Annotated in this window: 23 protein-coding genes and 1 riboswitch; of the genes, 13 read left to right on the forward strand and 10 right to left on the reverse strand. The window is 64.0% G+C overall.

Annotated elements, in window-relative coordinates:
• Positions 1–39 precede the first annotated feature (39 nt).
• A complete protein-coding gene (gene fabB / locus QOL57_RS17760) occupies positions 40–1,248 on the reverse strand; it encodes a beta-ketoacyl-ACP synthase I (protein ID WP_089238458.1) in 1,209 nt (402 codons plus the stop codon).
• Positions 1,248–1,763, reverse strand: coding sequence for a 3-hydroxyacyl-[acyl-carrier-protein] dehydratase FabA (gene fabA / locus QOL57_RS17765; RefSeq protein ID WP_025878420.1), 516 nt, complete (start codon positions 1,761–1,763; stop codon positions 1,248–1,250). Before fabA ends, fabB begins: the two co-directional genes overlap by 1 nt.
• 191 nt (positions 1,764–1,954) lie before the next feature.
• Between fabA and dinB the strand changes: the two genes are divergently transcribed.
• On the forward strand, positions 1,955–3,043 hold the full coding sequence (dinB, locus tag QOL57_RS17770) for a DNA polymerase IV (protein WP_089238460.1): 1,089 nt from the start codon (positions 1,955–1,957) through the stop codon (positions 3,041–3,043).
• Positions 3,044–3,361: 318 nt separating this feature from the next.
• Here the strand turns inward: dinB and QOL57_RS17775 are convergent, their stop codons facing one another.
• Both QOL57_RS17775 and QOL57_RS17780 read right to left on the reverse strand, forming a co-directional pair.
• Complete coding sequence (locus tag QOL57_RS17775; protein WP_089238462.1) at positions 3,362–4,273, reverse strand: MBL fold metallo-hydrolase; 912 nt, start codon at positions 4,271–4,273, stop codon at positions 3,362–3,364.
• A 164-nt stretch (positions 4,274–4,437) separates the two neighbouring features.
• Positions 4,438–5,076, reverse strand: a complete 639-nt coding sequence (locus tag QOL57_RS17780) for an NAD(P)H-binding protein (RefSeq protein ID WP_089238464.1) — start codon at positions 5,074–5,076, stop codon at positions 4,438–4,440.
• 105 nt (positions 5,077–5,181) lie between these two features.
• Here QOL57_RS17780 and QOL57_RS17785 point away from each other — a divergent pair, with 105 nt between their 5' ends.
• From QOL57_RS17785 to gph, 3 genes are read left to right on the forward strand one after another with little or no spacing between them, the layout of a single operon-like run.
• Positions 5,182–6,111 (forward strand): LysR family transcriptional regulator, encoded by a 930-nt coding sequence (locus QOL57_RS17785; RefSeq protein WP_089238466.1) that lies wholly within the window; start codon positions 5,182–5,184, stop codon positions 6,109–6,111.
• Positions 6,108–6,899 (forward strand): class I SAM-dependent methyltransferase, encoded by a 792-nt coding sequence (locus tag QOL57_RS17790; protein ID WP_089238468.1) that lies wholly within the window; start codon positions 6,108–6,110, stop codon positions 6,897–6,899. Before QOL57_RS17785 ends, QOL57_RS17790 begins: the two co-directional genes overlap by 4 nt.
• A 50-nt stretch (positions 6,900–6,949) precedes the next feature.
• Positions 6,950–7,618 carry a phosphoglycolate phosphatase gene (gph, locus tag QOL57_RS17795; RefSeq protein WP_089238470.1) on the forward strand — a complete coding sequence of 223 codons (669 nt, stop codon included), beginning with the start codon at positions 6,950–6,952 and terminating at the stop codon, positions 7,616–7,618.
• Positions 7,619–7,738: 120 nt separating this feature from the next.
• On the opposite strand, the gene btuB is transcribed toward gph, so the two are convergent.
• Positions 7,739–9,580 (reverse strand): TonB-dependent vitamin B12 receptor, encoded by a 1,842-nt coding sequence (btuB, locus tag QOL57_RS17800; RefSeq protein ID WP_089238472.1) that lies wholly within the window; start codon positions 9,578–9,580, stop codon positions 7,739–7,741.
• Positions 9,581–9,696: 116 nt separating this feature from the next.
• A riboswitch (cobalamin riboswitch) is annotated at positions 9,697–9,918 on the reverse strand.
• Positions 9,919–10,094: 176 nt separating this feature from the next.
• Here btuB and QOL57_RS17805 point away from each other — a divergent pair.
• The gene (locus tag QOL57_RS17805) at positions 10,095–10,673 is read left to right on the forward strand and encodes a histidine phosphatase family protein (RefSeq protein WP_089238474.1); all 579 of its coding nucleotides are present in this window, start codon (positions 10,095–10,097) and stop codon (positions 10,671–10,673) included.
• A gap of 33 nt (positions 10,674–10,706) precedes the next feature.
• On the opposite strand, the gene QOL57_RS17810 is transcribed toward QOL57_RS17805, so the two are convergent.
• Together QOL57_RS17810 and QOL57_RS17815 are read right to left on the reverse strand one after the other, a co-directional pair.
• A complete protein-coding gene (locus tag QOL57_RS17810; RefSeq protein ID WP_089238476.1) occupies positions 10,707–11,069 on the reverse strand; it encodes a TfoX/Sxy family protein in 363 nt (120 codons plus the stop codon).
• A complete protein-coding gene (locus tag QOL57_RS17815) occupies positions 11,066–11,548 on the reverse strand; it encodes a GAF domain-containing protein (protein WP_089238478.1) in 483 nt (160 codons plus the stop codon). The genes QOL57_RS17810 and QOL57_RS17815 overlap by 4 nt, the downstream gene beginning before the upstream one ends.
• A gap of 67 nt (positions 11,549–11,615) precedes the next feature.
• Between QOL57_RS17815 and bioD the strand changes: the two genes are divergently transcribed.
• The gene (gene bioD / locus QOL57_RS17820) at positions 11,616–12,302 is read left to right on the forward strand and encodes a dethiobiotin synthase (protein WP_089238480.1); all 687 of its coding nucleotides are present in this window, start codon (positions 11,616–11,618) and stop codon (positions 12,300–12,302) included.
• Positions 12,303–12,384: 82 nt separating this feature from the next.
• Here bioD and QOL57_RS17825 read toward each other — a convergent pair whose 3' ends face one another.
• Entirely contained in the window at positions 12,385–13,827 is a 1,443-nt protein-coding gene (locus tag QOL57_RS17825) for a PLP-dependent aminotransferase family protein (protein ID WP_089238482.1), read from the reverse strand.
• A 305-nt stretch (positions 13,828–14,132) separates the two neighbouring features.
• Here QOL57_RS17825 and QOL57_RS17830 point away from each other — a divergent pair, with 305 nt between their 5' ends.
• The 3 genes from QOL57_RS17830 to QOL57_RS17840 all read left to right on the forward strand — a co-directional run bounded on the left by QOL57_RS17830 (position 14,133) and on the right by QOL57_RS17840 (position 17,209).
• On the forward strand, positions 14,133–15,332 hold the full coding sequence (locus QOL57_RS17830) for a site-specific integrase (protein ID WP_089238486.1): 1,200 nt from the start codon (positions 14,133–14,135) through the stop codon (positions 15,330–15,332).
• Complete coding sequence (locus QOL57_RS17835) at positions 15,329–16,393, forward strand: PDDEXK nuclease domain-containing protein (protein WP_089238488.1); 1,065 nt, start codon at positions 15,329–15,331, stop codon at positions 16,391–16,393. Before QOL57_RS17830 ends, QOL57_RS17835 begins: the two co-directional genes overlap by 4 nt.
• Positions 16,394–16,492: 99 nt before the next feature.
• Complete coding sequence (locus QOL57_RS17840) at positions 16,493–17,209, forward strand: abortive infection family protein (protein ID WP_089238490.1); 717 nt, start codon at positions 16,493–16,495, stop codon at positions 17,207–17,209.
• 111 nt (positions 17,210–17,320) lie between these two features.
• On the opposite strand, the gene QOL57_RS17845 is transcribed toward QOL57_RS17840, so the two are convergent.
• Positions 17,321–19,624: an AAA family ATPase gene (locus tag QOL57_RS17845; RefSeq protein ID WP_089241166.1), complete on the reverse strand. Its 2,304-nt coding sequence runs from the start codon at positions 19,622–19,624 to the stop codon at positions 17,321–17,323.
• A 626-nt stretch (positions 19,625–20,250) separates the two neighbouring features.
• Here QOL57_RS17845 and QOL57_RS17850 point away from each other — a divergent pair.
• The 4 genes from QOL57_RS17850 to QOL57_RS17865 all read left to right on the forward strand — a co-directional run bounded on the left by QOL57_RS17850 (position 20,251) and on the right by QOL57_RS17865 (position 25,301).
• Positions 20,251–21,078, forward strand: coding sequence for a DUF932 domain-containing protein (locus tag QOL57_RS17850; RefSeq protein ID WP_089238492.1), 828 nt, complete (start codon positions 20,251–20,253; stop codon positions 21,076–21,078).
• A gap of 78 nt (positions 21,079–21,156) precedes the next feature.
• Positions 21,157–23,199, forward strand: a complete 2,043-nt coding sequence (locus QOL57_RS17855) for a ParB/RepB/Spo0J family partition protein (protein WP_089238494.1) — start codon at positions 21,157–21,159, stop codon at positions 23,197–23,199.
• 396 nt (positions 23,200–23,595) lie between these two features.
• A complete protein-coding gene (locus QOL57_RS17860; protein ID WP_089238496.1) occupies positions 23,596–24,255 on the forward strand; it encodes a hypothetical protein in 660 nt (219 codons plus the stop codon).
• A 731-nt stretch (positions 24,256–24,986) separates the two neighbouring features.
• Positions 24,987–25,301: a DUF736 domain-containing protein gene (locus QOL57_RS17865; protein WP_089238500.1), complete on the forward strand. Its 315-nt coding sequence runs from the start codon at positions 24,987–24,989 to the stop codon at positions 25,299–25,301.
• Positions 25,302–25,353: 52 nt separating this feature from the next.
• Here QOL57_RS17865 and QOL57_RS17870 read toward each other — a convergent pair whose 3' ends face one another.
• Positions 25,354–25,647, reverse strand: a complete 294-nt coding sequence (locus tag QOL57_RS17870; protein ID WP_089238502.1) for a helix-turn-helix transcriptional regulator — start codon at positions 25,645–25,647, stop codon at positions 25,354–25,356.
• Positions 25,648–25,717 lie beyond the last annotated feature (70 nt).

Genomic DNA, 25,717 nt, shown 5'->3' on the forward strand with positions numbered 1-25,717 from the left:
GTAGGTGCCAACCTTGGTTGGCACGCTTTCAGATCACACTCACACCCTGCCGAACACCAGCGCCGCGTTGGTGCCACCGAAGCCGAAGCTGTTGGACATCACCGTGTCCAGCTTCTGCTCGCGGCTTTCGCGCAGGATCGGGAAGCCTTCAACCTTCGGGTCCAGCTCGCCGATGTTGGCCGAACCGGCCACGAAGCCGTCGCGCATCATCAGCAGGCAGTAGATCGCTTCATGCACGCTGGCAGCGCCCAGCGAATGGCCCGACAGCGCCTTGGTCGAGGACAGCGGCGGAATCGCATCGCCGAACACCTCGCGGATCGCACCCAGCTCGGTCACATCGCCCAGCGGGGTCGAGGTGCCGTGGGTGTTGAGGTAATCCAGCGGACGGTCGACATTCTGCAGTGCCATCTTCATGCAGCGCACGGCGCCCTCACCGGACGGCGCGACCATGTCGGCACCATCGGAGGTCACGCCATAGCCGATCAGCTCGGCATGGATGTGCGCGCCACGAGCCACGGCGTGGTCGTAATCCTCCAGCACCAGCATGCCACCACCGCCGGCGATGACGAAGCCATCGCGGTCCTTGTCATACGGGCGCGAGGCGCTGGCGGGGGTGTCGTTGAAGCTGGTGGACAGGGCGCCCATCGCATCGAACATCACGCTCATGGACCAGTGCAGGTCTTCACCGCCGCCGGCGAACATGATGTCCTGGGCGCCGTGACGGATGAGGTCGGCAGCCGCGCCGATGCAGTGTGCGGAGGTCGCGCAGGCGGCCGACAGCGAGTAGCTGACGCCCTTGATCTGGAATGCGGTGGCCAGGCAGGCCGACACGGTCGAGCACATCGTGCGCGGCACCATGTACGGACCGACCTTGCGCACGCCGCGGCTGCGCAGCAGATCGACCGCACCCACCTGCCATTCGCTGGAGCCACCGCCGGAACCGGCGATCAGGCCGGTGCGCAGGCCACTGACCTGTTCCGGGGTCAGGCCCGCATCGGTGATGGCATCGGCCATCGCCAGGTAGGCGAAGGCGGCGGCATCGCTCATGAAGCGCTTCTGCTTGCGGTCGATCAGCGCGTCCAGGTCGAGGTCGACGCGACCGCCGACCTGGCTGCGCAGGCCGGCTTCGGCGTGGTCGGCCAGCGCGGTGATGCCGGCGCGGCTCTCGCGCAGGGCGGCCGAAACGGTATCCAGATCATTGCCGAGGCAGGACGTGATGCCCATGCCGGTGATGACGACGCGACGCATCAGAAGCTCCCGGTTTCAGTGAACAGGCCCACGCGCAGGTCGCGGGCGTTGTAGATCTCGCGGTCGTCCACGTACATGCGCGCGTCGGACTGGGCCATCACCAGCTTGCGGTTGATGACGCGGCTGATGTCGATCTCGTAGCGCACCAGCTTGGCATCGGGCAGCACCTGGCCGGTGAACTTCACTTCGCCGCAGCCCAGGGCGCGGCCCTTGCCGGGCGCACCCAGCCAGGTGAGGAAGAAGCCGGTCAGCTGCCACATCGCATCCAGGCCCAGGCAGCCGGGCATCACCGGGTCGCCGATGAAGTGGCAGCCGAAGAACCACAGGTCCGGGCGGATATCCAGTTCGGCGCGTACCATGCCCTTGCCATGCGGTCCGCCGTCCTCGCGGATTTCGGTGATGCGGTCGAACATCAGCATCGGGTCGTTGGGCAACCGGCCGGCGGCAGCGCCGAACAGTTCACCGCGTGCGCTGGCCAGCAGCTGGTCGCGGTTGAACGCGTGGAGACGAGTCATGGAAAGCGCAATCCTGGAAGCGAAAACAAGGCAACGAGTTCCCGAGGATGCACGACGGATCAGGCGGATATCAAACCGCGTCTCCGTACGCGTGCGTAGTGTTTTCAGCTGAAACCACGCATCCCGTTGATGCACAACGACCATACTTCGGCGTCTGGACGGGTACGGTGCAGGTATCATGTGGGCCAACCATGAACGCACTGCGCAAGATCATCCACGTTGACATGGACGCCTTCTACGCGTCGGTGGAGCAGCGCGACGATCCGTCACTGCGCGGCAAGCCGGTGGTTGTGGCATGGCGCGGCGCGCGTTCAGTGGTGTGCGCCGCCTCGTACGAGGCGCGCGTGTTCGGCGTGCGTTCGGCGATGCCGGCCCTGCGCGCCGAGCGCCTGTGCCCGGACGCGATCTTCGTGCCGCCGGACTTCGCACGTTACAAGGCGGTGTCACGCCACGTGCGCGAGATCTTCCTGCGCCATACCGACCTGGTCGAGCCGTTGTCACTGGATGAGGCCTATCTGGATGTCACGGTGCCGAAGAGCGACATCGAACTGGCCACCGACATCGCCCGCACCATCCGCGCGCAGATCCGCGAGGAAACCCAGCTGACAGCTTCAGCCGGGATCGCGCCGAACAAGTTCCTGGCCAAGATCGCTTCGGACTGGCGCAAGCCCGACGGCCAGTTCGTGATTCCCCCGCAGCGGGTGGATGCGTTCCTGCTGCCGCTGCCGGTGAATCGCGTGCCCGGCGTCGGCAAGGTGATGGAAGGCAAACTGGCAGCGCGCGGCATCGTCACCTGCGGCGACCTGCGGCAGTGGACGCTGCCGGACCTGGAAGAAGCCTTCGGCAGCTTCGGCCGCAGCCTGTACAACCGCGCACGCGGCGTCGACGAGCGGCCGGTGGAGCCTGACCAGCAGGTGCAGTCGATCTCCTCCGAAGACACCTTCGCCGAGGACTTGTTGCTGGAAGACCTGGCTGAAGCGATCGTGCAGCTGGCCGAGAAGACCTGGCATGCCACGCGCAAGACCGAACGCATCGGCCACACCGTGGTGTTGAAGCTGAAGACCGCGCAGTTCCGCCTCCTCACCCGCAGCTTCACCCCGGAACGCCCGCCGGAATCGATGGCCGAACTGCGTGATATCGCGCTTTCATTGCGCGCCCGTGTAGATCTACCCGCAGACACCCGCTACCGCCTGGTCGGCGTCGGCCTCGGCGGTTTCCGTGAAAAGGAGCCGGTGGTGCAGGGCGAATTGTTCGAGCACACCCCGACCGATCATTCCTGATCGTTCATCCACGCATGTCTGGATCTGCGTGTCGACCAAGGTCGACACCCACCAAGAGCAGGACATGCAGTCCAGACAGGTTGCGAAGACATGCCATCCAGACAGATTGCGGAGATCTGTCGAAGGCGGGGTGGGTCCGGTTGCGGGGGCGTGAGCCGCATGGATGCGGCGACCGAGCTTACATGGACGTACTTGCAGCGTCCCCCGCAACCGGACCCACCCCGCCAACCTACGGAATGCCCGCTTTTGCTGTTGCCGTTGCCGTCGCCGTCGATTCGGCAGGTGCAGGGCGCAGCCCTGCAAAAGAAAACCCCTACCTTACGGCCACTGCATCTCGCCCTTGGCCACCTTCGCACTCAACTCCAGCGACTCCACGCCCGCCAGCTTCGGATAGCGCGCCTGCATCGCCTTCACCAACGCCGCACTGTCCTTGGCCTTGGCCGTTTCAACATCGAAGGCGCGGATGTACTCCGCCGTGAAGCGCAGCGCACTGGCATCCAGTGCCGCACCCTCCGCGTAATGACCGGGCACCACCACCTTCGGCTTCAACGCCTGCAGCTGCTGCAGCGTGCGCAGCCAATCGGCATGCGACTGCGGCGTCTGCGTATCGGCCATCCACACATGCTCGCCGGCCACCACCGGAATGCCACCGACGATCGCGCGCAGTGACGGCACCCACAGCACGCTGCGGTCCGGCGTCGGTCCATCCAGGCCGATCAACGGCAGGCGCTGGCCTTCCAGCTGCAGTGCATCGCCTTCCAGTACCGCCGGCACCACGATGCGTGCGGGAACGTCGGCGCCCATCTTCGGCCCCCAGTACGCCAGCTTGCCGGCCTGGGATTCACGGATATGCGCCACGGTCTGCGCGGTGGCGACGATGCGCGCCTGCGGGAACGCGTCCTGCACGGTGGCCAGGCCGAAGTAATAGTCCGGATCGCCATGGCTGATGTAGATGGTGGTCAGCTGCTTGCCGCTGGCGCGGATCTGCTCGACCAACCGGCGCGCATCGCCGGCAGCGAACTGTGCGTTGACCAGGATCGCATCGTTGCGCCCTTCGATCAGCACCGAGGACACCGAGAACATCGCCTGCGGGCCGGGATGGAAGGTCTGCAGGCGCAGTTGGGATTTCGCGGCGCTGGCAGGCGCAGGCGCGGCCGGTGCGGCCAGCAGCGGGGTGCTGGCGAAACCTGCAGCCAGCGCGAGGGGGAACAGCAGGGCAGCGGTACGCATGGGGAATTCCTCGTGTAGAGCCGAGCCATGCTCGGCTGCATGTTTGCGTTGAGCCGAGCGTGGGCTATGCCGGGCGTCCTTGCCCGGCCCCCTGCGGGCCGTCGCAAGCGACGTTGGCAACGGCTCCTGCCGTTGCCTTCGGCTCTACAGAACAAGCGTGTCGATCAATATGCGGCAGTGATGATCTGCTTCGGGTACTTGCGCGCTTCCAGTTCGGCGACGAACGCGGCGCCGTAGTCGGCGTAGCTGATACGGCTGTGGCCGCTGGCATCGGCGAGGAAGGCCTTGGGCTGCACGCGATACTGCCCACGCTCTTCCCCCGGACCGATTTCGGCCGCCGGCGAGAAGAAGGTCCAATCCAGGTCATCCACTGCCTGCAGGCGGTTGAAGGCTTCACGGTGGGCCAGCGCGTAGGGCTTGTAGGCCTCCGGGAAGGTGGGGGTGTCGACCAGCTGCACGCCGGGGGCGACTTCCAGGCTGCCGGCACCGCCGACCACCACCAGGCGCGGCACGTTGGCCTTGCGGGCGGCGTCGGCCAGCTGCGCGGCAACCTCGCCGACGCGGCCGATGTCGTCGCCCGGGCGCGGGCCGTAGGCGCTGGCCAGCACATCGTGGCCGGCAATGGCGGCGACCAGGGCATCCTGGTCATCGAGCGAGGCGATGACCGGATGGGCGCCGGCCAGCTCGGTCGGCAGGTCCTGCGCGCTGCGCACGATGACGGTCAGTTGGTGGCCGTTGGCCAGCGCGTGGCGGGCGATCTGGCGGCCGATGTTGCCGGTGGCACCGACGAGGGCGATCTTCATGGCAGGACTCCGTGGGGTAGGGCGGGGGAATGAGGCCACTGTAGGCCGCTGCAGTCGCTCGAAAAACAGCGTATAACGCGCTTGTTTGTTGCATGGATCGAGCAGATGGACCGATTGACCGCCATGACCGTATTCGTCGAAGTTGCCGAGCGCGGCAGCCTGACCGCCGCCGCCGAGGTGCTGGACATGTCACGGGCGATGGTCAGTCGCTACCTCGCCGAGGTGGAGGGCTGGCTGGGCGCGCGGCTGCTGCACCGGACCACGCGGCGGGTCAGCCTGACCGGGGCCGGTGAAGCCGCGCTGGCGCGTTTCCGGCAGATGCTGGCGATCGGCGAGGAACTGCAGGGCGAGCTGGCCAGCGACGATCCCGAGCCACACGGAACGCTGCGCATTACCGCCAGCGTGTCGTTCGGGCAGAGCCATCTGGCGCGCGCGGTGGCCGCGTTCGTGCAGCGCCATCCGGCCGCACGCATCGAACTGCTGCTGGTCGACCGCATGGTCAACTTGGTGGAGGAGCGCGTCGACCTGGCGGTGCGCATCGCAAGGCAGATCGATCCCAGCCTGATCGCACGTCGGTTGGCGATCTGCCGCTCGGTGCTGTGCGCGACGCCGGCCTATCTGCAGGCACGTGGCACGCCGACTGCACCCGAACATCTCGCCGCGCACAACTGCCTGACCCATCACTACGTCGGCAAGAGCCTATGGCAGCTGCATCGCGAAGGGCGTTCGTTGTCGGTGGCGGTGGGCGGCAACATCAGTGCCAATGAAGCATCGCTGCTGCTGGAGGCCGTGCGTGCCAATGCCGGCATCGCCATGTTGCCGACCTACCAGGTTGCACCGTTGCTGCGCAGTGGCGAACTGATCGAACTGCTGCCCGAGTACAGCCTGGACGAGCTCGGCATCCATGCGGTGTACGCGTCGCGTCGACAGCAGCCCGCTATCATGCGGCGATTCCTGGACTTCCTCGCCGAATGCTTCGCGAGCCCGGCCTTCCAGGATCTGGACTGGCGCCCTTCGGGCAAGGAGAACACATGAACCATGGACAGGCGTTGATCGACCACAACCGTGCTGCCTGGGACCGCCAGGCCAGCGAGGTACGCGAGTGGTCGCGACCGGTGGACGCCGCAACGATTGCCGCCGCCCGCGAGGGGCGTTGGCAGGTGCACCTGACGCCGCGTGCGCTGCCGCTGGATTGGCTGGGCGATGTGCGGGGCAGGCGCATCCTGTGCCTGGTCTCGGCCGGTGGCCAGCAGGCGCCCGTGCTTGCTGCGGCAGGCGCCGAGGTGACCGTGTTCGATCTTTCCGACGGGCAGCTGGCGCAGGACCGCGCCGTGGCCGACCGCGATGGTCTGTCGCTGCGCACCGTGCAGGGTGACATGCGTGATCTGCAGGCCTTTGCCGACGACAGCTTCGACGTGGTGTTCCATCCCATCTCGAACCTGTACGTGCCCGACGTGCGCCCTGTGTGGGGCGAGTGCCAACGGGTGCTGGCGCGCGATGGCCTGCTGATGGCCAGCTTCTACAATCCGGTGGTGTTCGTCGCTGCGCGTGACGCACAGTTGAGCGAGCAGGGCCTGATCCGCCCGCAGTACGCGATTCCCTATTCCGACCTGGAAGACCTGGACCCGGCCGCACGCGAGGCCAAGCTGGCCCGTGGCGAAGCGCTGACATTCGGCCACAGCCTGGGTGATCTGATCGCCGGGCAGCTGGATGCAGGGTTCGTCATCGATCGCTTCATGGAAGACTGGCAACCGCAGCCGCGTTTCCTGATCGATCGCTACTTGCCGACCTTCCTGGCCACCCGCGCACGCCGGGTCGGCTGAAGGCGCGGGCGTACAATGGACGGCCCCACGTTGCACGAGTGAGCCGTCCCTTGTCGTATCCCTATCCGCTGGTCGTGTTCGACCTCGATGGCACGCTGGTCGACAGCGCCGCCGATATCGCCGAAGCACTGAACCGCACGCTGGAAGACATCGGCCTGGCGCGCGTACCCCAAGCCACCGTGCTGGGCTGGATCGGCGACGGCGTGCGCCGGCTGGTCGAACAGGCGGTGCAGGCTGCCGGGCGCGAGATCGATCTGGCAGCGGTGATGCCGACCTTCATGGTCCACTACCGCGAATGCCTGCTGCGCAGCCCGCAGCTGTTCGATGGCGTGGTCGAAGCGCTGGCGCAACTGCGCGCGTTGAACGTACCGCTGGCCATCTGCACCAACAAGCCGGCCGCGCTGGTGCCGCCGTTGCTGCAGCACCTGGGCATCGCCGAGGCCTTCGCGCTGGTGCTGGGCGGTGATTCGCTGCCGCAGCGCAAGCCCAGCGGAGAGCCGTTGCGGCATATCGCCGCGCACTTCGAGCTGCCCGTCGATGCATGCCTGATGGTGGGCGATTCGCTTACCGATTACCGCGCCGCCGAAGACGCCGGCATGCCGATCGCGCTGGTGCGTTACGGCTATCCGCGCGGACTGGACCTGGACAACGCGCAGGCTGTAGCAGTGATCGACGACCTGCGCGAACTGCCGGGCCTGGCTGCAGGCATTCCGGTGTAGAGCCGAGCCTGCGCTCGGCTGTTTCGATGCCTGGGCCGAGCATGGGCTCGGCTCTACAAGTAGATCGACGCCATGCGTCGACGGCATCAGAGGGCGCCGGGCAATGCCCGGCGCCTCTTTTCACTTCGGCTGGTAACGCACGCTCAGCTGGTACTCGCGGCCGGGCTGGTTGAACCACGCCACGGTCTCGTACTCGCGGTCGAACACATTGGCCACCCGCGCCAGCACCGACCATGCCGGGGTCAGCGCATATTCGGCGCGCAGATCCAGCGTGCCGTAGCCGCCGACCTTCACTGCGTTGGCGGCATCGTCGTAGCGCTTGCCCGCGCCCTGCACGGTCAGGCCGGTGCGGAAGTCGCCGAAGCGGCGGTCGATGTCCAGGCGCGCGGTCTGCTGCGCGCGGCGTGCCAGCCAGTTGTCGAACTGCGTGCTGCCGCTGGTGCGGTTGCGCGGGTCGGTGAAGCTCAGCTGCGCGTTGATGTCGAAGCCGGCCACGGTAGCGCCGCCGGTCAGTTCCGCGCCGCGGATGCGCGCCTTTTCGACCTGCTGCATGCGGAAGGTGGCCGCGTCATAGGTGATCAGGTCATCGATGCGGGTCTCGTACACGTCCAGGCCCCAGCGCCAGCCCTGGCCCTGCTGCGAGATGCCGAGGTTGGCACTCTTGGACTTCTCCGGGTCCAGCGTCGGCACGCCGCTCCATGGGTCGTACAGGTCGCTGAAGGTCGGCGCCTTGAACGCGGTGCCGTAGCTGGCGTTGACGCGCAGGCCATGGCCCAGCTCCATCGCCCAGCCGAGGCTGCCGGTGGCGTGGTTGCCGAACTGCTGGTTGTCGTCATTGCGTGCGCTGGCCTGCAGCTGATGACGGCCGAAGCGCGCCTGGTACTGCAGGAATACACCGGTATTGCGGCGGCTGTCGACCAGGTAACCGGCGCTGCTGCCGTCCAGGTTGTCTTCGCTCCAGTCCACGCCGGCGCTGAGCAGCTGGCCTTCGGCCACACCGATGTCGGCCTGCAGCGAGGCGCTGTCGCGGTGCGTCTGTGCGCTGCCGCGTGCACCAAAATCGCCGAAGTTGTCGGACTCGTTGTCGCTGCGGCCGACGTTGGCAGTCAGCGTCAGCTGCTCGGACGGGGTGTAGCGCACCTTGCCGGCCAGCACCTGCTGGCGGGTCTCGGAGTAGTTGTAGTAGCCGTCGTAGTGGTTCTTGCCGTCGGCGCGCATGGCGCTGCCTTCCACGGTCCACTGGTCGCTCAGGTTGTAGCCACCGCGCAGGCTCTTGGACAGGTTGCGGTAGCCGTCGCGGTCGGGTTCATCGGCGAAGCAGCCGGCAAACAGCGTGGCCGAGCCGCGGCAGGCATCGATGCCGTCCGAATGCTGGTAGGCGATGTCGGCGCCGAACCAGCCGCGTTCGGTGCCACCGCCGATGCCGCCACTGGCTTCACGCAGGCCGTTGCTGCCGCCCCCCAGCTGGAAGTGCGGAGCGAAGTCGCCCTGGTTGCGGCGGGTGAAGATCTGGATTACGCCACCGATGGCGTCAGCGCCGTACAGGCTGGACTGCGGGCCGCGCACGATTTCCACGCGCTCGATCTGCGCCAGCGGCAGATCCTGGTACATCGCCAGGCCGAGGTCGGCGCTGTTGATGCGCACGCCATCAACCAGCACCACGGTATGCGAGGAGTTGGTGCCACGCAGGAACAGCGAGCTCTGCTTGCCCAGGCCACCGGCATTGGTCAGGTTGATGCCGGCGCGGCCCTGCAGCAGTTCCTGCAGCGAGGTGGCCTGGCTGGATTCGATCTGCGCACGGTCGATCACCTGCGCAGGCGCAATGCTGTCCTGCAGGGCGATCGGCGTGCGGGTGGCGGTGACCAGCACCTGATCGAGGTCGGCGGCGCGATCTTCGGCCAGGGCCAACGCAGGAAGAGCGGCCAGCACGGCCAGGGACAGCATTCGGGACTGCAGTTTCATCGGGGGACTCCAGGTGCCGCGCACGCCCGCGCAGCGAAGGGGAGGAGTCACAACAGGCAGGCACGCGCCGATGCCGCAGCCATCGCCACAGACATCCAGCGCCATGCCCACCGCATCGCGACCTGAGGCTTCCGGGCCGGTCTCCGGGCTCGCCGCCGGGTGGCCCGAGGCCACCGTCCAAGCGCCTTCCCATGCCTGCGGCACAGTGGCGGGTTGCCTGGAACTGACGTGCTTACCGTTGCGGGGGCAGCGCCGGCATGGCGTGTTGTCACGCGTCACCGGCTTCCCGTTTCAACCTGCCGGCAGGGCCGCAGGTCACCTGGAAGTGCGCGCAGTCTACGGCATCGCGGCCGGCCGGTAGCGCCGAACCTGCTCGGCTGATCAGGTGCAGATGTGCCTGCACGGTGCAGCAGACCTGCGCCAGCGCCTAGAATGCAGCTCGAATTATCGTGGTGCCGTTGCCGATGTCCGTCTGTTTCCCGCTGTTCCCGCGCCGCCCTGACTGGGCACGCGCATGATCCTCGATCTGGTCCGCCATGCCGGCAACGGTCGTGATGAGTTCCTCGATGGCCGCAGCGATCCGCCGCAGCTGGCCCGCCTGCCGCAGGAGCTGGTCGATGCCTATGCCGGGCAGTCGTGGGAACGGGTGATCAGTTCGCCGCGCCTGCGCTCGCTGCATACGGCGATGGCACTGGCCACACCGCGCGCGTTGGACGTGGAGGCGGACGAGGAGTGGGAAGAGCTGGATTTCGGCGACTGGGATGGCCAATCACTCTTCGACCTGCCGGAAGACGCGTTGGCCGCCTTCCACGCCGATCCGCACGCGTTTCCGCCGCCGCATGGCGAGAGCTGGGGCCATTTCGAACGGCGCATCGCACGCGCGCTGGATCGACTGCTGGATGACGACGATCCGGCGCCGACGGTAGTGGTCAGCCATGGCGGTCCGCTGCGCATGGTGCTGTCGCAGGTATGTGGCCTGCCGATGTCGCTGTGCTGGGCGCTGCGCATCGACCACGGCACGCGCCTGCGCGTGTGGGTCGAGCGCGGTGAAGCAGGGCTGGTGGGCGAGCTGCTGGAGCTGCAGCAGCCCTGAGCGCACTCGCCGGGCATGGCCCGGCGCTACCGATCAATCCTCGTCGGTGCTTTCGGCCGTGCCTTCGTCGCCGTCGTCCTCGGCGTCGAAGCGCTGCTCATGCACCGGGCCCGATGCCGGACCTGCCGCCTTCAGCGGATGCACCGCGATACGTGCTTCGTAGTCCTGCACCAGTGCTGTGCGCTGCGGTTCGCTCAATTCCTGCCAGTGGCAATCCAGCAGCGCACCTTCCAGCGAATACAGCAGATTGAGGCTGGGCTTGAAGCCGGCGCGCTTGACCTTGACGAAGGCGCCGACGGCACCGATGGCAACCAGGTCCTCGCGGCTGCGCAGGCCTACCTGGCGCAGCCATGCCGCACTCTTCGGACCGATGTTGCGCAGCTTGACCGCGCTCACTTCAACGCCTCGACGAACACGTGGGCGATGGCTTCCAGACCGGCCTGGTCTTCAGCATCGAAGCGGCCGACGACCGGGCTGTCGATATCGAACACGCCGATCAGCTCCTCACCCCGGACCAGCGGCACCACCAGCTCCGAGCGCGATGCAGCATCGCAGGCGATATGACCGGGGAAGGCCTCCACGTCTTCGATGCGCTGAGTCACACGCTGGCTGGCGGCCGCACCGCACACGCCCTTGTCCAGCGGAATGCGCACGCAGGCCGGCAGGCCCTGGAACGGACCGACCACCAGTTCCTTGCCGTCATACAGGTAGAAGCCCACCCAGTTCAGGTCGGGCAGGGCGTGGTAGACCAGTGCAGCGAGGTTGGCCGCATTGGCGATGCGGTCGGACTCGCCGTAGACCAGGCCACGGGCCTGTTCCAGCAGCTGGGCGTATTGTTCCGGCTTGCTGCCGGTGAGCGAGGCGTTGGCGAACATGGCCGCAGTCTAGCAAGCGTGCCGGGCCAGCGATAATGCAGGCTCTGTTGCCCTGCTGGAGCCTGTGATGTCCCTGCCTGCCACGTTGCCGACGGCCCTGTTCGTCACCGGCACCGATACCGAGATCGGCAAGACCGCCGCCAGTACCGCGCTGCTGTACGCGCTGCGCCGGCGCGGCCTGCGTGCGGTAGGCATGAAGCCAGTGGCCAGCGGCAGCCACGATCTGGGGCAGGGGCTGCGCAACGACGACGCGCTGGCGCTGCAGGCCGCCAGCCTGCCGGTGCCGGATTATGCCGATCTGAACCCTTACGCATTGCGCCAGCCGTTGGCGCCGGAGCTGGCGGCTGCAGAAGATGGCGTGCGCATCGAACTGGCCCCGATCGTGGCGGCCTTCGAACGCCTGCGCGCGCAGGCCGACGTGGTGGTGGTCGAAGGCGTGGGCGGCTGGCTGGCGCCACTGTCGGCGCAGCTGGACCAGCTTGATCTGGTACGTGCACTGCGGCTGCCGGTGGTGCTGGTGGTCGGCATGCGCCTGGGCTGCGTCAACCACGCGCGCCTGACCGCACAATCGCTGCAGGTCAGCGGCGTGGACTGCCTGGGCTGGATCGGCAACCACATCGATCCGTCGATGCAGCGCCAGGATGAGAACTTCGCGACCTTGCAGCAGCGCCTGCCGATGCCCTGCTGGGGACGGCTGCCGCATCTGCCGGGAGCCGGTGGTGAAGCGCTGAACACGTACCTGCACGACGCGTGAGGGTAGCGCCGGGCCATGCCCGGCGAGCGCTCAGCGCGGTAGGCAGAGAAGCCGCCGGGCATGGCCCGGCGCTACCGATCCATCAGCGCACCACCAGCTCCCGCGCGATCGCACCCAACCGTTCCACCGCACCGATGAAGCGCGCGTCCAGGGTCTGGCAACACGACAACCGCAGGCAGTGCCGGTACCGCGCGCCACGCGAATACACCTGGCCCGGCATGAACACGATGTCCTCTGCCAGAGCGCGCTCGAACAGTTCACGGGTGTCCACGCCAGGCAACTCGAGCCACAGCAGGAATCCTCCCTGCGGCTCGGTGGCGCAGGTGCCGGCCGGGAAATGTTCGGCGACCAGTTGCCGCAGGCGACCGACCTGCTCGCGGTACAACCGGCGCATGCGATGCAGGTGGTGCTCGTAACTACCTGCTTCCAGGTAAGCGGCCACCGCATCACCGAGCAGCTGCGGTTCGCCGCCGGTGGACTGGAATTTGAGCAGCGCGATGCGTTCGGCGAAGCGTCCGCCATCGAGCCAGCCGATCCGGTAGTCGGGTGCCAGCGTCTTCGAAAAGCCACCGACCACCATCACCCAACCATCGCGGTCGAACGCCTTCAGCAAGGGCGCCGGCGGCTCGCAGAACTGCAGTTCGGCGTACACCGCATCTTCGATCAGCGGCAACTGGCGTGCGTTGACCAGCTCGGCCAGACGTTGCTTGTCGGCGATCGGCATCGTGCAGCCCAGAGGGTTGTGTACGGTCGGCATCACCACCAGCGCCGCCAGCGGCGTGTGTTCCAGCAGTGCTTCCAGCGCATCCACGTCCAGGCCGCGCTGCGGATGGGTGGGCAGTTCGATCGGCTGCAGGCCGAGCGTGGTCAGCAAGGGGTACAGGTTGAAGTACGAGGGCGCTTCGATGCCGACGGCATCACCGGCCTGGGTGACTGCGCGCAGGGCCAGCTGCAGTGCCTCCATCGCGCCATGGGTCAGCAGCAGGTGCTCGGCATGGGTATGCAGGCCCAGTCGGGGCCCACGCCGCACGATCTGCGCCAGCAGGCGCTGCGAACCGTTGGGGCGGGCATAGGTTTCGACGGTCTGCTGGCCATGTCGCAGCACCTGTGCGGTATGCCTTGCCAGCTGCGCGCCCGGGTAGAACTGTCGTCCGCGTGGGCCGGCAAAGGCCAGGTCGACCACGCCGGGGCGGCGCTGTGCTTCCAGCACGCGGGCCATCAGCACCTGCTGCAGCGGCGCAGTGGGTGCCGACGGTGCATCGCGCAGCGAACGCTGCGGCGCCGACAGTCGCGGCGCGACTTCGAAGCCGGCCTTCGGCCGTGGAATGACCAGTCCGGCGTCTTCCAGCTGGCGATAGGCCGCAATCACGGTGTTCAGGCTGAGCTGGCGCTGCGAAGCCATCTGCCGCAGCGACGGTAACCGGCTGCCGACCGGCAGGCGCCCGCCGTGGATGGCTTCAGCCAGCTCGTCCGACAGCCGCTGGTAGCGGGGTGGGATCATCGTGGTGATGTCTTCTGTATCCATCGACTCAACCCGCATCTGGTTCTGTACCCATGATGCCGACGAGCCTAGCATGTCGTTGTCGGCCCGGCCTGATCGGGGCCGGGTCGATACTTCCCAAGCGCACGGCCCTGTGGCCGTGCGTCTTTTTTTGTTTCACGATGACTCCAGTACCGCAATTCGCTGGGCTACGCCAAGGCTCGATACAGCAGGTTTATCAATCACTTAGGCGAGTTCAACATATGCCGGTTCTTTCCGAAACTTGACCCGGCTTCCCCTCGCGTGGCTCCCATGCGGCTCTTGGAAACCGGGCTTTCCGAGGAGTCATCATGGCGAAGATCAAGCTCACCAAGTCCGCGGTCGATGCGGCGCAACCCCAGGCCAAGGCCGTCGAACTGCGGGATACCGTGGTTCCAGGCTTCCTATGCAAGATCACCCCGGCGGGGCGCAAGGTGTTCATGCTTCAGTACCGCACGAACGCCGGTGAGCGCCGCAAGCCTGCCTTGGGCCAGTACGGGGAGCTGACCGTTGATCAGGCACGCGCGATGGCGCAGGAGTGGCTGGCCGAGGTGCGCAAGGGCGGCGACCCCAGCGCGGCCAAGAACGCCGCCCGCAAGGCTCCGACCATGAAGGAGTTCTGCCACACCTTCATGGAGGACTACTCCAAGCAGCGTAACAAGCCCAGCACCCAGCGCGGCTACCAGGGCGTCATTGACCGCTGCATCATCCCAATCATGGGGCGGGTGAAGGTGCAGGACGTAAAGCGCCCGGATGTGGCCGCGCTGATGAAGAAACTGGCCTCCAAGCAGGCCGAGGCCAACCGCACCTTCGGCGTGCTGCGCAAGATGTTCAACCTGGCCGAAGTGTGGGGACTGCGCCCAGACGGCACCAATCCGTGCCGTCACGTCCCGATGTACCCGCCTGGCAAGGAGACCCGACTCATCGTGGACGACGAACTGGCGCTGATCTTCCGCCATCTGGAGAAGCTGGAGGCGGAAGGACTGGAGAACTACGTCATTCCGCTGGCGATCCGCCTGCAATTCGAGTTCGCCGGCCGTCGCTCCGAAATCTGCATGCTCGAATGGGATTGGGTCGATCTGGAGAATCGGCGCGTAGTCTGGCCAGACAGCAAGACCGGCGGCCTTTCAAAGCCCATGAGTGCAGAAGCCTATCGGCTGTTTTCGACGGCGCCGCGCCGTGAAGGTTGCTCCTATGTCCTGCCGTCGCCCAACGACCCGACCAAGCACCTGACCTTTGGCGAGCACTACGGTGGCTGGAAGCGCGTGCTCAAGGCCGCCGGCGTTCCGCACGTCGGCACGCACGGCATCCGCCACCGCTCGACGACCGACATTGCCAATTCGGGCGTGCCGACTAAGGTAGGCATGAAGCTGACTGGGCACAAGACCGTGGCGATGTTCATGCACTACGTCCACACCGAGGACAAGCCGGTGCGCGATGCGGCCGAGCTGGTAGCCAGCCGGCGCCAGGCAATCACTGGCGCGCGGCAGCCAGCGGAGGCCTTGGCATGAGCAAGCGCAAGGCATCCATCACGTCACCCGCAGCGCCTTCGGCGCTGCTGGGCGACATTCGGGCACTGATCGAGGCGTCGCGGCAACGTGCCGCCTTGGCGGTCAATGCGGAACTGACTCTGCTGTTCTGGCGCGTCGGCCATCGCATCCATACGGAAGTGCTGGCCGGACAGCGGGCCGGCTATGGCGAAGAAATCCTGCCGACCCTGGCCGAGCAGCTTGTCGGCGACTACGGACGCAGCTTTGCGGACAAGAATCTGCGCCGGATGGTGCAGTTCGCCGCCACCTTCCCGGACGAGCCAATTGTCGTGACGCTGTCACGACAATTGAGCTGGTCGCATTTTGTGGCGCTGATCCCACTGAAAGAGCCGCTACAGCGGGACTACTACGCACAGATGGCCAGCGCCGAACGCTGGAGCGTGCGAACGCTGCGCGAGCGCATCGACTCGATGCTGTACGAGCGCACGGCGCTTTCCAAGAAGCCGGACGAAACCATCGTGCAGGAACTGGCGACCTTGCGCGACGCGCAGCGTATGTCGCCGGCGCTGGTCATGCGCGATCCATACATTCTCGACTTCCTGGGCCTGCGAGACACTTGGCAGGAAAGCGACTTGGAGGCGGCAATCATCCGCGAAATGGAGTCCTTCCTGCTAGAACTAGGCGCGGGCTTCTCATTCGTCGCCCGGCAGAAGCGCATCCCGATTGACGACGAGGATTTCCACCTTGATCTGCTGTTCTACAACCGCAAGCTGCGCCGACTGGTGGCGGTGGAGTTGAAGATCGGCGAGTTCAAGGCGGCCTACAAGGGGCAGATGGAGCTTTACTTGCGCTGGCTCGACAAGCACGAACGCGAGCCGGAGGAAGCCTCGCCCCTGGGAATCATCCTCTGCACGGGCAAGAAGCGCGAGCAAATCGAACTGCTGGAATTGGACAAATCCGGCATCCACGTTGCCGAATACCTGACCACCTTGCCGCCGCGTGCAGTGCTGGGCGAGCGGTTGCAGCAGGCCACCGAGCGGGCGCGCTTGCAGATTAAAGAACGCAGCGTGGATCAGCACTGAGATGGCTGCGTATGCACTAATCTAAGGTAAATTGTTCATTTCCAGGGGGGCGAAATGAACCATCATCTACTAGAAGATTCAGCGTGGCGAGGCTCTCTCATGCTTGCCACGCAACGCGCCATCGTTTCGGAGTTCAATGCGACCGACTGGCATGAACTTGGTTATCTGACCGGGCTCCACGACTACATCCGGGGGCACGCACGGCTGCTCCGAAGCCTAGGATTCGGGGATGACGACTATGGAGCTTGTGTCTTCCAGGCTCTTGAATTTTTCATCAATAACGATATGCGAGCCTTGGTGGCTGTCATAGAACACCCCAAAGTCCACCCGCACCTTGAGCGGGAACAGGCGAGCAAGCTGATTGAACTAGGCTATCAAGCAGGACATGTTCCCGCTGTACTGCCAGCAGTCTCTGCATCCGATGTCGTGCGCCGTGCCTTGGCTGATGCCGATCACCTGCTCACCACCTCCGGAGCGCCAAGCACGATCGACCGGCTTCATACCGCCATGCACGGATACTTGAAGTCCGTCTGTCGAGAAGCGGAGATCCCACTTGCGGATGGCGCGACTCTCACTCAGGCATACAAGACCCTTCGCGCCCAACATCCTGCGTTGCAGTCGTTGGGCGAGCATGACGGTGAAACTGGAAGGGTTTTGGCATCGTTTGCTTCCGTTCTCGATGCGCTGAATACCCTTCGCAATCATGGGAGCATCGCGCATCCCAACGAAAATATTGTTGAATTGGCTGAAGGTGCATTGGTTGTGAATGCTGTCCGAACGATCTTTCATTATTTAAGCCAAAAGATTCGTTCATGAGTAGGTATGAACGGGTAACGCTAAGAGGCGAACTGTCGATGTACTGCGGGCATTTCTGACCTCGTAATTCCGCTTCTTGCAGAAACGTCACCATCTTTCCTTGACGCATCCTCAGTCAATCGCAACTTGAGTCATTTCGTCATAGTGCTTCTTGTCCACTTCTTCCATCCACTGAAAGATGTGCCCGATGACGCTATGGCTTTCGCCTGCCAAATTTTCTGCCGATTCCTCGGTTATTTCAATTACATCGCTATGCGAATATTTGTTGATAAAACGGTAAATTTTTTCCTTGAGTTCCGGTGTTGTGATGGTGCAGTCTTTCAGCCCAACATCCATCAACTGGCTGATGTCGCTTCTCCGCTTTGGATACTTGAAGGTAAAGAACGATTCAACGAGTTTGCGGGCGAGGTTCGCAGTCAAAAAGGCTTCATCTCTGTTAAGAGTCGTATGCGCCCTGTACTCATACAGCTTCTTGAAGATGTAGTGATACTCAGATCCGTAATTCTTCAGAGACTCATCGGCGTCAACAAGCAACGAATGGCGGGGTGAGCCAGGCGGTGCATCCAGTCGATAGAAGAAGCAATTCTCCGGTTTTCCTTTGGCAATCCTGTTCCTGTTTGTTCCAGTAAACCAGTCTCTCACTAGCTTGAAGTAGGTGAAGTTGTGAGTCAGCACAAAAAGTTGTTTGGCTTCCGTGCATTGAGTTCTCAGGAACGAGTAGGCATGAAACAAGTGATTCGAGTCAAAGCTTGAGACGGGATCGTCAACGACGACAATCGTATCCTTGATGTTGTTTCCGTTCTCTTTGAGCTTCGTGATGAAATAGACAAATGCAATCGCAGTCTTCTCACCTTCGCTCAAATTCCCGTCATGTTCACCCACCCCGTTTCTAATGATTTCATAGCCTTTCTTTTTCTGATTAAAGCTCAGGCAAAGCTCAGAGCGGCCAATGAAGCGATGTAAGATGTCATTGAACTCCTTCGCTCCAACCGTCTCATTTGAGAGCAGTGCCTCTATTGCTCCGACCTCTTGACCGAGCTTTTCAATTTCCTTGTAGTCATTTTTTGCTTCAGCCTCAAGGTCATTGCACTTCTTTTCACTTCCAGCATAGTCAAATTCTTGCACCTCAGCCGCAGCAAAGTGAAGTTCCAGTGCCACCTTGCTTTTTGAGGTCTCAGATTTGAAGTTTGAAGTTTTATTGTTGTGCTTGCCGACCAGCGCAACGATCGACTTCAGGATTTCATTGAAATTTGTGACATCCTCTTCGACCACATCCAAAATCTGAATGTCTGTCTTTGCAGGGTCTGTAATTTTGGCTTTCAGAGCTTCCCGCCATCCTTCTATCTGCTGGTTGATCTTCTCAGCAGCAGATGTGTATTCCTTCTGAAGCTTCTCTGAGTCAGCCGATAGCTCTTTATAAAACTCCGTCGCTGTGGGCAACTGATTGGCTGGAGCCCCTTGAGACTCAATCCAAGTCGCGGCGCTCTGAAGCCGCTTTTGAAAGTCCGTGAACTCTTTGCTGAAGTGGGCGGAAAGTGCCTCGGCACGAAGCTGGGTAAACGGGGAGCCGCAGAACTCGCAGGACTGCGAGTCATGGTGTTTATGGATTTCCAAGCCGGTTTGAACCCAGTCGCGGATGTCGGGGTTATCAGTCAGCCGCTGGACAGCTTGATTGAATGCTGTCGTCCCAATCAAGTCCCTGATGCGACCTGCCGCTTTCTTAAAATAGTCCGGTTCAATGGCCGTTGAGGCGAAAGTGATGCTTGGAAGCTGGTCAGGCCTGGCGGCATTCGTCAGGTTGATAACCTTCTCATCCGGAAGAACCGACTCTGTTTTTACAATTGTCTCGCTATTGTTCTGAATGAAAGTAGAGAGCTTTCGACGGTCATAATTCAGATAATAGCTATCGCTCGTGTCAATCGCCTGAAGTCCCAGCTTCATTTTCCTTGCGGCATTGGTCAGAAATTTTTCCAATGCTTCGCGCTGCTTCTTGACATCGCCTATCTTTTCGTCATGGGACTTCTTCTTTGATTGAAGTTCCCCTTTCAATTTTTCCAGCTTCTGTAAATCATCAATCTTCTCTTTTGCAATGAGAAGAATACTTTTTACAGACTTATCCCAATCAATGTTTTCATGAATGAAACGTTGGTTGAACACATGAATGTTCAATTGGCATAAGGGAAGAGTCGTTTCCGTGATGGTTGAGCCGTCCTCTAAAGCGATTGAGAACTGACCAGCACTGAAGCGGGGAACCAGCGAGCGAAGCTCAAAGCAAGAGAACAGATTTGACAGGGTTGATTTCCCTGTCCCGTTCCAGCCATAGACAAGGTTGTACTTGCCGAACTTCTGAATCTTCGTGCCGTTGAAGTCGTTGAAGATACCGAACTGCTTGAGACGGTTAATGCAAACGATCACTTGTAGGCTCCCCAATTTTTGTTCTTCAACACGTCCCTTGGTTCACGCAAGATCAAGTCGGACGAACTCGACTGAGTCTGAAGCGGTTATTAATTTTTGCTTTAACCATACCCGCCTTCAAAACAAATAATAGACGAAGAGCCTTCCTGCGTCTCCGCTTCGCGGATTGCGCTGCTCCAGGTTCGCTATTCGCTCATCCCTGACGGGACTGGCTTCGCCAGCCTTCCACATCGCTGACGCCTACGGCCCGGCTTCTAGCTTCGGGCCTGCGCGCTTCGCTTGCGTGCGGTCTGCACATCAAGGCGGCCGTTGCCTTGTCCAGCCGTCTCCCCTGACTTCATCACCTTGCTCGCGACTGTAGCCCGCGGCCGTGTGCCGTCAAGGCGCGCAGGGCCGTGTCCTCGGCTGCGCCTGCGGGCCGCACCAACCCTGCACTTGTTTCCTTGACGGCCCCCGTCCGCGCGCTCCTGACCGTCGCGGGCGATGAACTCAGGAAAGACGGTGGCAACAGGGCCAACCGGGTTCCTCGTGCCAACCGCACCGAACAGCCGAAAGGCTGGGCTCCGAATCTAGGAATCCGGTGTGCGGTTTGAACAGCAAACCCTTCTTTGTCAGGAGAACCAACCATGCAACTCGCATCCCGTTTCGCTTCCCGTTCCCCGTCGCTGCGCAGCGATTACCCGCTGTCCGACGACCAAATCCGCAGGGTCGCGCCGTCCATCTTCGCGGACGCCCCGCATGAGAGCCGTTCCGAGCGGTACGCCTATATCCCCACCGCTGCCGTGCTGGCGGAACTGCGCAAGGAAGGGTTTGAACCCTTCATGGCAGCGCAAACCCGCGTGCGGCACGACGACCGCCGCGAATACACCAAACACATGCTGCGCCTGCGCCATGCCAGCCAGATCAACGGCGCGGAAGCCAACGAAATCGTGCTGTTGAACTCCCATGACGGCACGAGCAGCTATCAGATGCTGGCCGGGATGTTCCGGTTCGTTTGCAGCAATGGCCTTGTCTGCGGCGACACGGTGGCGGACGTGCGCGTGCCGCATAAAGGCGACGTGGCCGGACACGTCATCGAAGGCGCTTACGAAGTGTTGAGCGGCTTCGACCGGGTGAAGGAATCCCGCGATGCCATGCACGCCATCACCTTGAACGATGGCGAATCCGAAGTGTTCGCCCGTGCCGCGCTGGCCCTCAAGTACGACGACCCCGACAAGCCCGCACCCATCACGGAGTCGCAAATCCTGATGCCGCGCCGCTTCGACGACCGCCGCCCGGACTTGTGGAGCGTATTCAACCGGGCGCAAGAGAACCTGACCCAAGGCGGCCTGCGTGGGTGCAGCGCCAACGGACGCCGCCAGCAGACCCGTCCGGTGCACGGCATCGACCAAAACATCCGACTGAATCGCGCCCTCTGGCTGCTGGCCGATGGCATGCGCCAGTTGAAAGCCTGAATCCCCATGCGGCAGGGGCAGGCAGCAGCTCTTGCCGCTTTTCTCGCTGCTGCATCCCAACCGCTAGGAGTGATCACCATGAACGCCGTTACCCAAATCGAAGCCCGCGCCATCGAAACCACCGCCGCGCCGCTGGAAGTGGCCGACCCGACCAAGAACCTGATTTTGGTTCCGCTCTCGCAGTTGCTGCCGCGCCGCTCCAAGCGCAACGCACGCAAGACCCCGCGCCTGTCCATTCCCGAACTGGCCGCGAGCATCGCCCGCATCGGTCTGCTGCAAAACCTCGTCGTCATCCTGTCCGCCGATCGCGAGCAATACGAAGTGGTGGCGGGCGACCGCCGGCTGACCGCGTTGAAGCTGCTGGCGAAGAAGAAGCGCATTGCCGCCGACTTTGAGGTGCCTTGCCTGCTGGTGCCGGACGCTTCGGCCCGTACCGTCAGCCTCGCGGAAAACCTACTGCGCGAGCAGATGCATCCAGCCGACCAGTTCGAGGCGTTCGCCGCGCTGGTCAAGGAAAGCCGGCCCATCGAGGACATTGCCGCCGACTTCAGCGTGTCCCCGCTGGTGGTGCAGCGCCGCTTGAAGCTGGCCAACGTCTCGCCGCGCCTGCTGGCCGACTACCGGGCCGCAGCCGTCACGCTGGAACAGTTGATGGCCCTGACCATCACCGACGACCACGCCGCGCAGGAAGCGGCGTTCTACGGTGCGCCCGAATGGCAGCGTGGCGCGTCCGCGCTGCGCGAACGCCTGACCGAGCGCGAAACCGACGCCACGCATCCGCTGGTGCGCTTCGCCGGGCTGGATGCCTACACGGCGGCGGGCGGCGGCATCCGCCGCGACCTGTTCGCGGAAGGCGATGCCGGAACCTACCTGACCGACGCCGCGCTCCTGGAAACGCTAGTGCGCGACAAGCTGGATGCGCTGGCCGGGGACGTGCGCGCCGAGGGTTGGGCGTGGGTCGAAGCCGTGCCGCACATGAGCTATGCAGAGCGGCAGGCGTTCCAGAACGCACCGCGCCAGCGCCGCGAACCGAGCGCCCGCGAAGTCCGTCGCATCGCCTCGCTCCAAACCCGCCTCGACAAGATCGACGCCGAACTGGAAGAAGCCTACGACGCCGAGGACGAGGACAAGACCGAAGCGCTGGAACCGCGCCGCGAACAGGTCGCCGGGGAACTGCAAGCCGTGGAGGATGCCTTGCAGGGCTACGCCCCGGACGTGCGCGCCGTGGCCGGTGCTGTTGTCACCCTCGACCGCAACGGCGAGGCCGTGATTCATAGTGGCCTGCTGCGCGAAGCCGAGGCGAAGGCACTGCGCACGCTGGAAAAGCTGCGGCAGGGTTTCAGCGCAGGCGACGACTCGAACGACGAGCAAGACGACGACACCGGCGAAGCACCCAAGGCCGCGAGCCTGTCCGACCGGCTGGCGCAGCGCTTGAGCGCGCACCGCACCGCCGCGCTGCAAATCGAAGTGGCCCGGCATCCGCATGTCGCGCTGGCCGCGCTGGTGCATGGCATGGTGCAGACCGTCTTGCAGGACAGCCACTACGGCCACGACCTGCCGCTAGGCGTGAGCCTGAAAGTGCAAGACCGGCTGGAAGGCATGGCCCCCGACTGGCCCGAATCGCCTGCCGCCTTAGCCCTGCGCGAGTTGCAGCGGGTCGCGGGCGAAGCGCTGCCGCAGGACAGCGCCGAACTGTTCGCCGCGCTGCTGGCGATGGAGCAAGGCGAACTGGTGCGTCTGCTGGCGGTATGCGTGGCGGCGACCGTGGACGTGGTGACGCCTCGCGCCACGGCGCACCAGCCGGGCGCGGAACTGGCGCAGGCCGTGGGGCTGGATATGGCCGCATGGTGGCAGCCGACCGCCGAGGGCTATTTCCGCCACATCGCCAAGCCGGTGATTCTGGAAGCCGTGGGCGAGTTCGCGCCGTCGCACGTTACCCGGCTGGCGAAGTTGAAGAAGACCGACATTGCCAGCGAGGCGGAACGGCTGGCCGATGGCACGGGCTGGATGCCCGCCGTGTTCAAGAGCGGACACGACACGGAGCCGCAGGAAGACGCGCAGGACGTGGATGCGTCGGAAGGTGCCGCCGACGAAGTGGAGGCCCACGCACTCGCCGCGTGAGGGTGCAGCATGGCCCCGGCGTAATGCGCCGGGGCTTCTGCCCAAAAATCTGGCGCGGCAGGTTTGCCACGCCAGATGACACGTCCAGAACAACTCGTCGCACCCCGCCGCCTTCGACCAGGCGGCGGTGCGGGCTTGGCCTCCCGGCTGCCGAGCGCTATGATGAAAAACACAGCCGCGTCACGCTGAACCTACTGCCGGGTTAAACGACGTTCTTTCAGCTTTACCTAGTTTATTGACCGTGCCCATTCCTTCGGTCGATGCGTAATCGGCAGACATCGGCCATGCACACAGGAATTTGGCATGTCTGTATCTACTTACTTTGTTTCCGAAGCCGCTGTCCGCAACCTCAAACAGCGGGCCGAGCGTCGCGTGAGTGGCGTCCGTTCCGCGCACATGAGCGAAGTCGTGGCCGCTGCGCTCGGGTTCAGGACTCATGCGGCGCTGCGCGCAGCACTCGACGGTCGCGCAACCGCCGAGGCCAGCAAACCGAGCAACGCGCGTGCGGTACAGCGGCTGCGACAACTGGGCTACAACCCGCCCGAGGATCTGCACCTGTTGCCGGAGTTGGATCGCTCCTACTCGCCGTTCAAGACCTATCCGTTGCGCAAGCAGCGTGGGGTGCGCTGGAATGGTTGGCGCAACCTGATGGTCGCGGCGATCAACGCCGGCTTGGAACGGCGCATGTTCGGACTGTCGCCAGGCGAGGACTGGTGGCCAGGCGCCGATCCGAAGAACAACGGCGGCGAGCGCGGCCAGTATCGCTTCACCTTCGACGGAGACTTGTCTGCGGTGGCCGTGGTATCGGCGATCAGCGGCGACGAGTTGTCGATCCACGTGTTGCTCGACCCCCGCAACGAGCAGGTCGAGGCCGACTTTAATGACGGTCTCAATGATGGTACGGCGTGCGCGCACGGCTGGCTGGAACGCCGGCTCGGTGCGTGGATACAGGATGGCGGCGAGGAGTTCTCGTGCAAGCGCGCCATGCAGGCGCGGGTGGCTGCGGTGAAGATCAAGCCGCACGGCTATGCCGACCTGGGCAGCTTCATCATGTAGCTGGATGGTTCTGGCCGGCCGGTTTGGGTGGCAGGTATAAGGCGTGGCGGTGCTTACGCGCCGCCGGGCTCTCGGGCTGCGCCCCATGCCGGCGATGCCGTCACGGCCATTCGGCTTCAATCCCTCACGTCTCCGCGCCTACGTCGCTGCGCGCTCCGCTTGCGGTGAAGATGGAGCCCGCCGCAATGGACGTGGCGCGGGCTGCTATGCCCTGGCTTGCTGCGGCAGGTTGTGCCAAAGCGTGCCGTCCTCGACGCTGGCGGTTCGCGCCTGTACGTCCCGAAGGACGGTTCACCGACACGCCACCCGACCTCGCTATGGAGCATCCACGCCACGCCTCAAGCACGTTCGCCGCAATCTGCGGCACGAAGCGTTCTCGCTCGTCGTTGGGATGTTGGCCTTGCCTGTGTCAGGGCGGAAGCCGGGGAAACCGTCACGCGGGGATGCCGAGTCGGCCACGCCTCCATTCGGGAGCAGGCGGCCGGTGCGTCCTTGGCTTGTCGTGAATCCTGGCGAGGGAACGGCTGTGCCTTGGGCTTCATGGCCGCAACCTTCCAGCGAAAACAATTTCCCCGCCGCTGCGCGGCTTCCTCGCGCGGCAAATTCTTTTCGCTTCCAGGTTCTCCACGGTGTTGCGACCGCTGCGCGGTGCGGCCAGCCCATCCCCCGCCGGCCGGATCACAACAAGGACGCACTGGCGCGACCTTGTTCAACCCGAAAGGAGAAACATCATGGCTAACATCGGCACCTTCACCGCAGAGAAAGACGGCTTCACCGGCCAGCTCCGCACCCTGACCCTCAACGCCAAGGTCAAGCTGGTTCCCAACGACAAGGGCGACAGCGAGAACGCCCCCGACTTCCACCTTCAGGCGGCCGGCCACGACATCGGCGCGGCGTGGAAGAAGACCAGCGAGGCCGGGCGCGAGTACCTGTCCGTGAGCCTTGACGATCCTTCGTTCCCGGCGACGGTCTATGCCCGCCTGATCGAGAACGCGGACGGCACGCACGACCTGATCTGGTCGCGCAGCAAGCCCAAGGCAGCCTGACGGCCGCCCACCGCGCCCCGCCCATTGCGGCGGGGCGCTTTTCGCTGACAGCCTACGTCTCGGACACCGACGCGAGCTGGCTTTCCGTCGCGGCCATCAGCACGGCGGTACTGCAACTAAGCGCGCTTGCGATCTTGAAGATGATCGCAAGCGTGGGCATGTGCTCGCCACGCTCGACCTTGCCCATATGGGAACGCTCGATGCCAGCCAGGTTGGCCAGCGATTCTTGCGCAATCCCGCGTTCCATCCGCAGCGCACGCACCGCCGCGCCGAAGGCTTGCGCCAACTCGGCATCGAAGGTGGTGGTACCGGCCGGTCGGCCAGGTTGTACGGATCGCTTCTGCATAGACAGAAGCGTCCAGTCGCGGGACAATTAAAACCACGTTATCTTTAACTCATGACAGTAATTTAGTCCG

Origin of the sequence: Stenotrophomonas sp. yr243 (assembly GCF_900184195.1) — a bacterium.
In the GTDB taxonomy this organism is placed as follows: domain Bacteria; phylum Pseudomonadota; class Gammaproteobacteria; order Xanthomonadales; family Xanthomonadaceae; genus Stenotrophomonas; species Stenotrophomonas lactitubi.

Excerpts from the sequence above, each read along its gene's own strand:
- fabB (WP_089238458.1), bottom strand. The coding sequence starts at position 1,248 with ATGCGTCGCGTCGTCATCACCGGCATGGGCATCACGTCCTGCCTCGGC.
- fabA (WP_025878420.1), bottom strand. The coding sequence starts at position 1,763 with ATGACTCGTCTCCACGCGTTCAACCGCGACCAGCTGCTGGCCAGCGCA.
- dinB (WP_089238460.1), top strand. The coding sequence starts at position 1,955 with ATGAACGCACTGCGCAAGATCATCCACGTTGACATGGACGCCTTCTAC.
- QOL57_RS17775 (WP_089238462.1), bottom strand. The coding sequence starts at position 4,273 with ATGCGTACCGCTGCCCTGCTGTTCCCCCTCGCGCTGGCTGCAGGTTTC.
- QOL57_RS17780 (WP_089238464.1), bottom strand. The coding sequence starts at position 5,076 with ATGAAGATCGCCCTCGTCGGTGCCACCGGCAACATCGGCCGCCAGATC.
- QOL57_RS17785 (WP_089238466.1), top strand. The coding sequence starts at position 5,182 with ATGGACCGATTGACCGCCATGACCGTATTCGTCGAAGTTGCCGAGCGC.
- QOL57_RS17790 (WP_089238468.1), top strand. The coding sequence starts at position 6,108 with ATGAACCATGGACAGGCGTTGATCGACCACAACCGTGCTGCCTGGGAC.
- btuB (WP_089238472.1), bottom strand. The coding sequence starts at position 9,580 with ATGAAACTGCAGTCCCGAATGCTGTCCCTGGCCGTGCTGGCCGCTCTT.
- QOL57_RS17805 (WP_089238474.1), top strand. The coding sequence starts at position 10,095 with ATGATCCTCGATCTGGTCCGCCATGCCGGCAACGGTCGTGATGAGTTC.
- QOL57_RS17815 (WP_089238478.1), bottom strand. The coding sequence starts at position 11,548 with ATGTTCGCCAACGCCTCGCTCACCGGCAGCAAGCCGGAACAATACGCC.
- bioD (WP_089238480.1), top strand. The coding sequence starts at position 11,616 with ATGTCCCTGCCTGCCACGTTGCCGACGGCCCTGTTCGTCACCGGCACC.
- QOL57_RS17825 (WP_089238482.1), bottom strand. The coding sequence starts at position 13,827 with ATGGATACAGAAGACATCACCACGATGATCCCACCCCGCTACCAGCGG.
- QOL57_RS17830 (WP_089238486.1), top strand. The coding sequence starts at position 14,133 with ATGGCGAAGATCAAGCTCACCAAGTCCGCGGTCGATGCGGCGCAACCC.
- QOL57_RS17835 (WP_089238488.1), top strand. The coding sequence starts at position 15,329 with ATGAGCAAGCGCAAGGCATCCATCACGTCACCCGCAGCGCCTTCGGCG.
- QOL57_RS17840 (WP_089238490.1), top strand. The coding sequence starts at position 16,493 with ATGCTTGCCACGCAACGCGCCATCGTTTCGGAGTTCAATGCGACCGAC.
- QOL57_RS17850 (WP_089238492.1), top strand. The coding sequence starts at position 20,251 with ATGCAACTCGCATCCCGTTTCGCTTCCCGTTCCCCGTCGCTGCGCAGC.
- QOL57_RS17855 (WP_089238494.1), top strand. The coding sequence starts at position 21,157 with ATGAACGCCGTTACCCAAATCGAAGCCCGCGCCATCGAAACCACCGCC.
- QOL57_RS17860 (WP_089238496.1), top strand. The coding sequence starts at position 23,596 with ATGAGCGAAGTCGTGGCCGCTGCGCTCGGGTTCAGGACTCATGCGGCG.
- QOL57_RS17865 (WP_089238500.1), top strand. The coding sequence starts at position 24,987 with ATGGCTAACATCGGCACCTTCACCGCAGAGAAAGACGGCTTCACCGGC.
- QOL57_RS17870 (WP_089238502.1), bottom strand. The coding sequence starts at position 25,647 with ATGCAGAAGCGATCCGTACAACCTGGCCGACCGGCCGGTACCACCACC.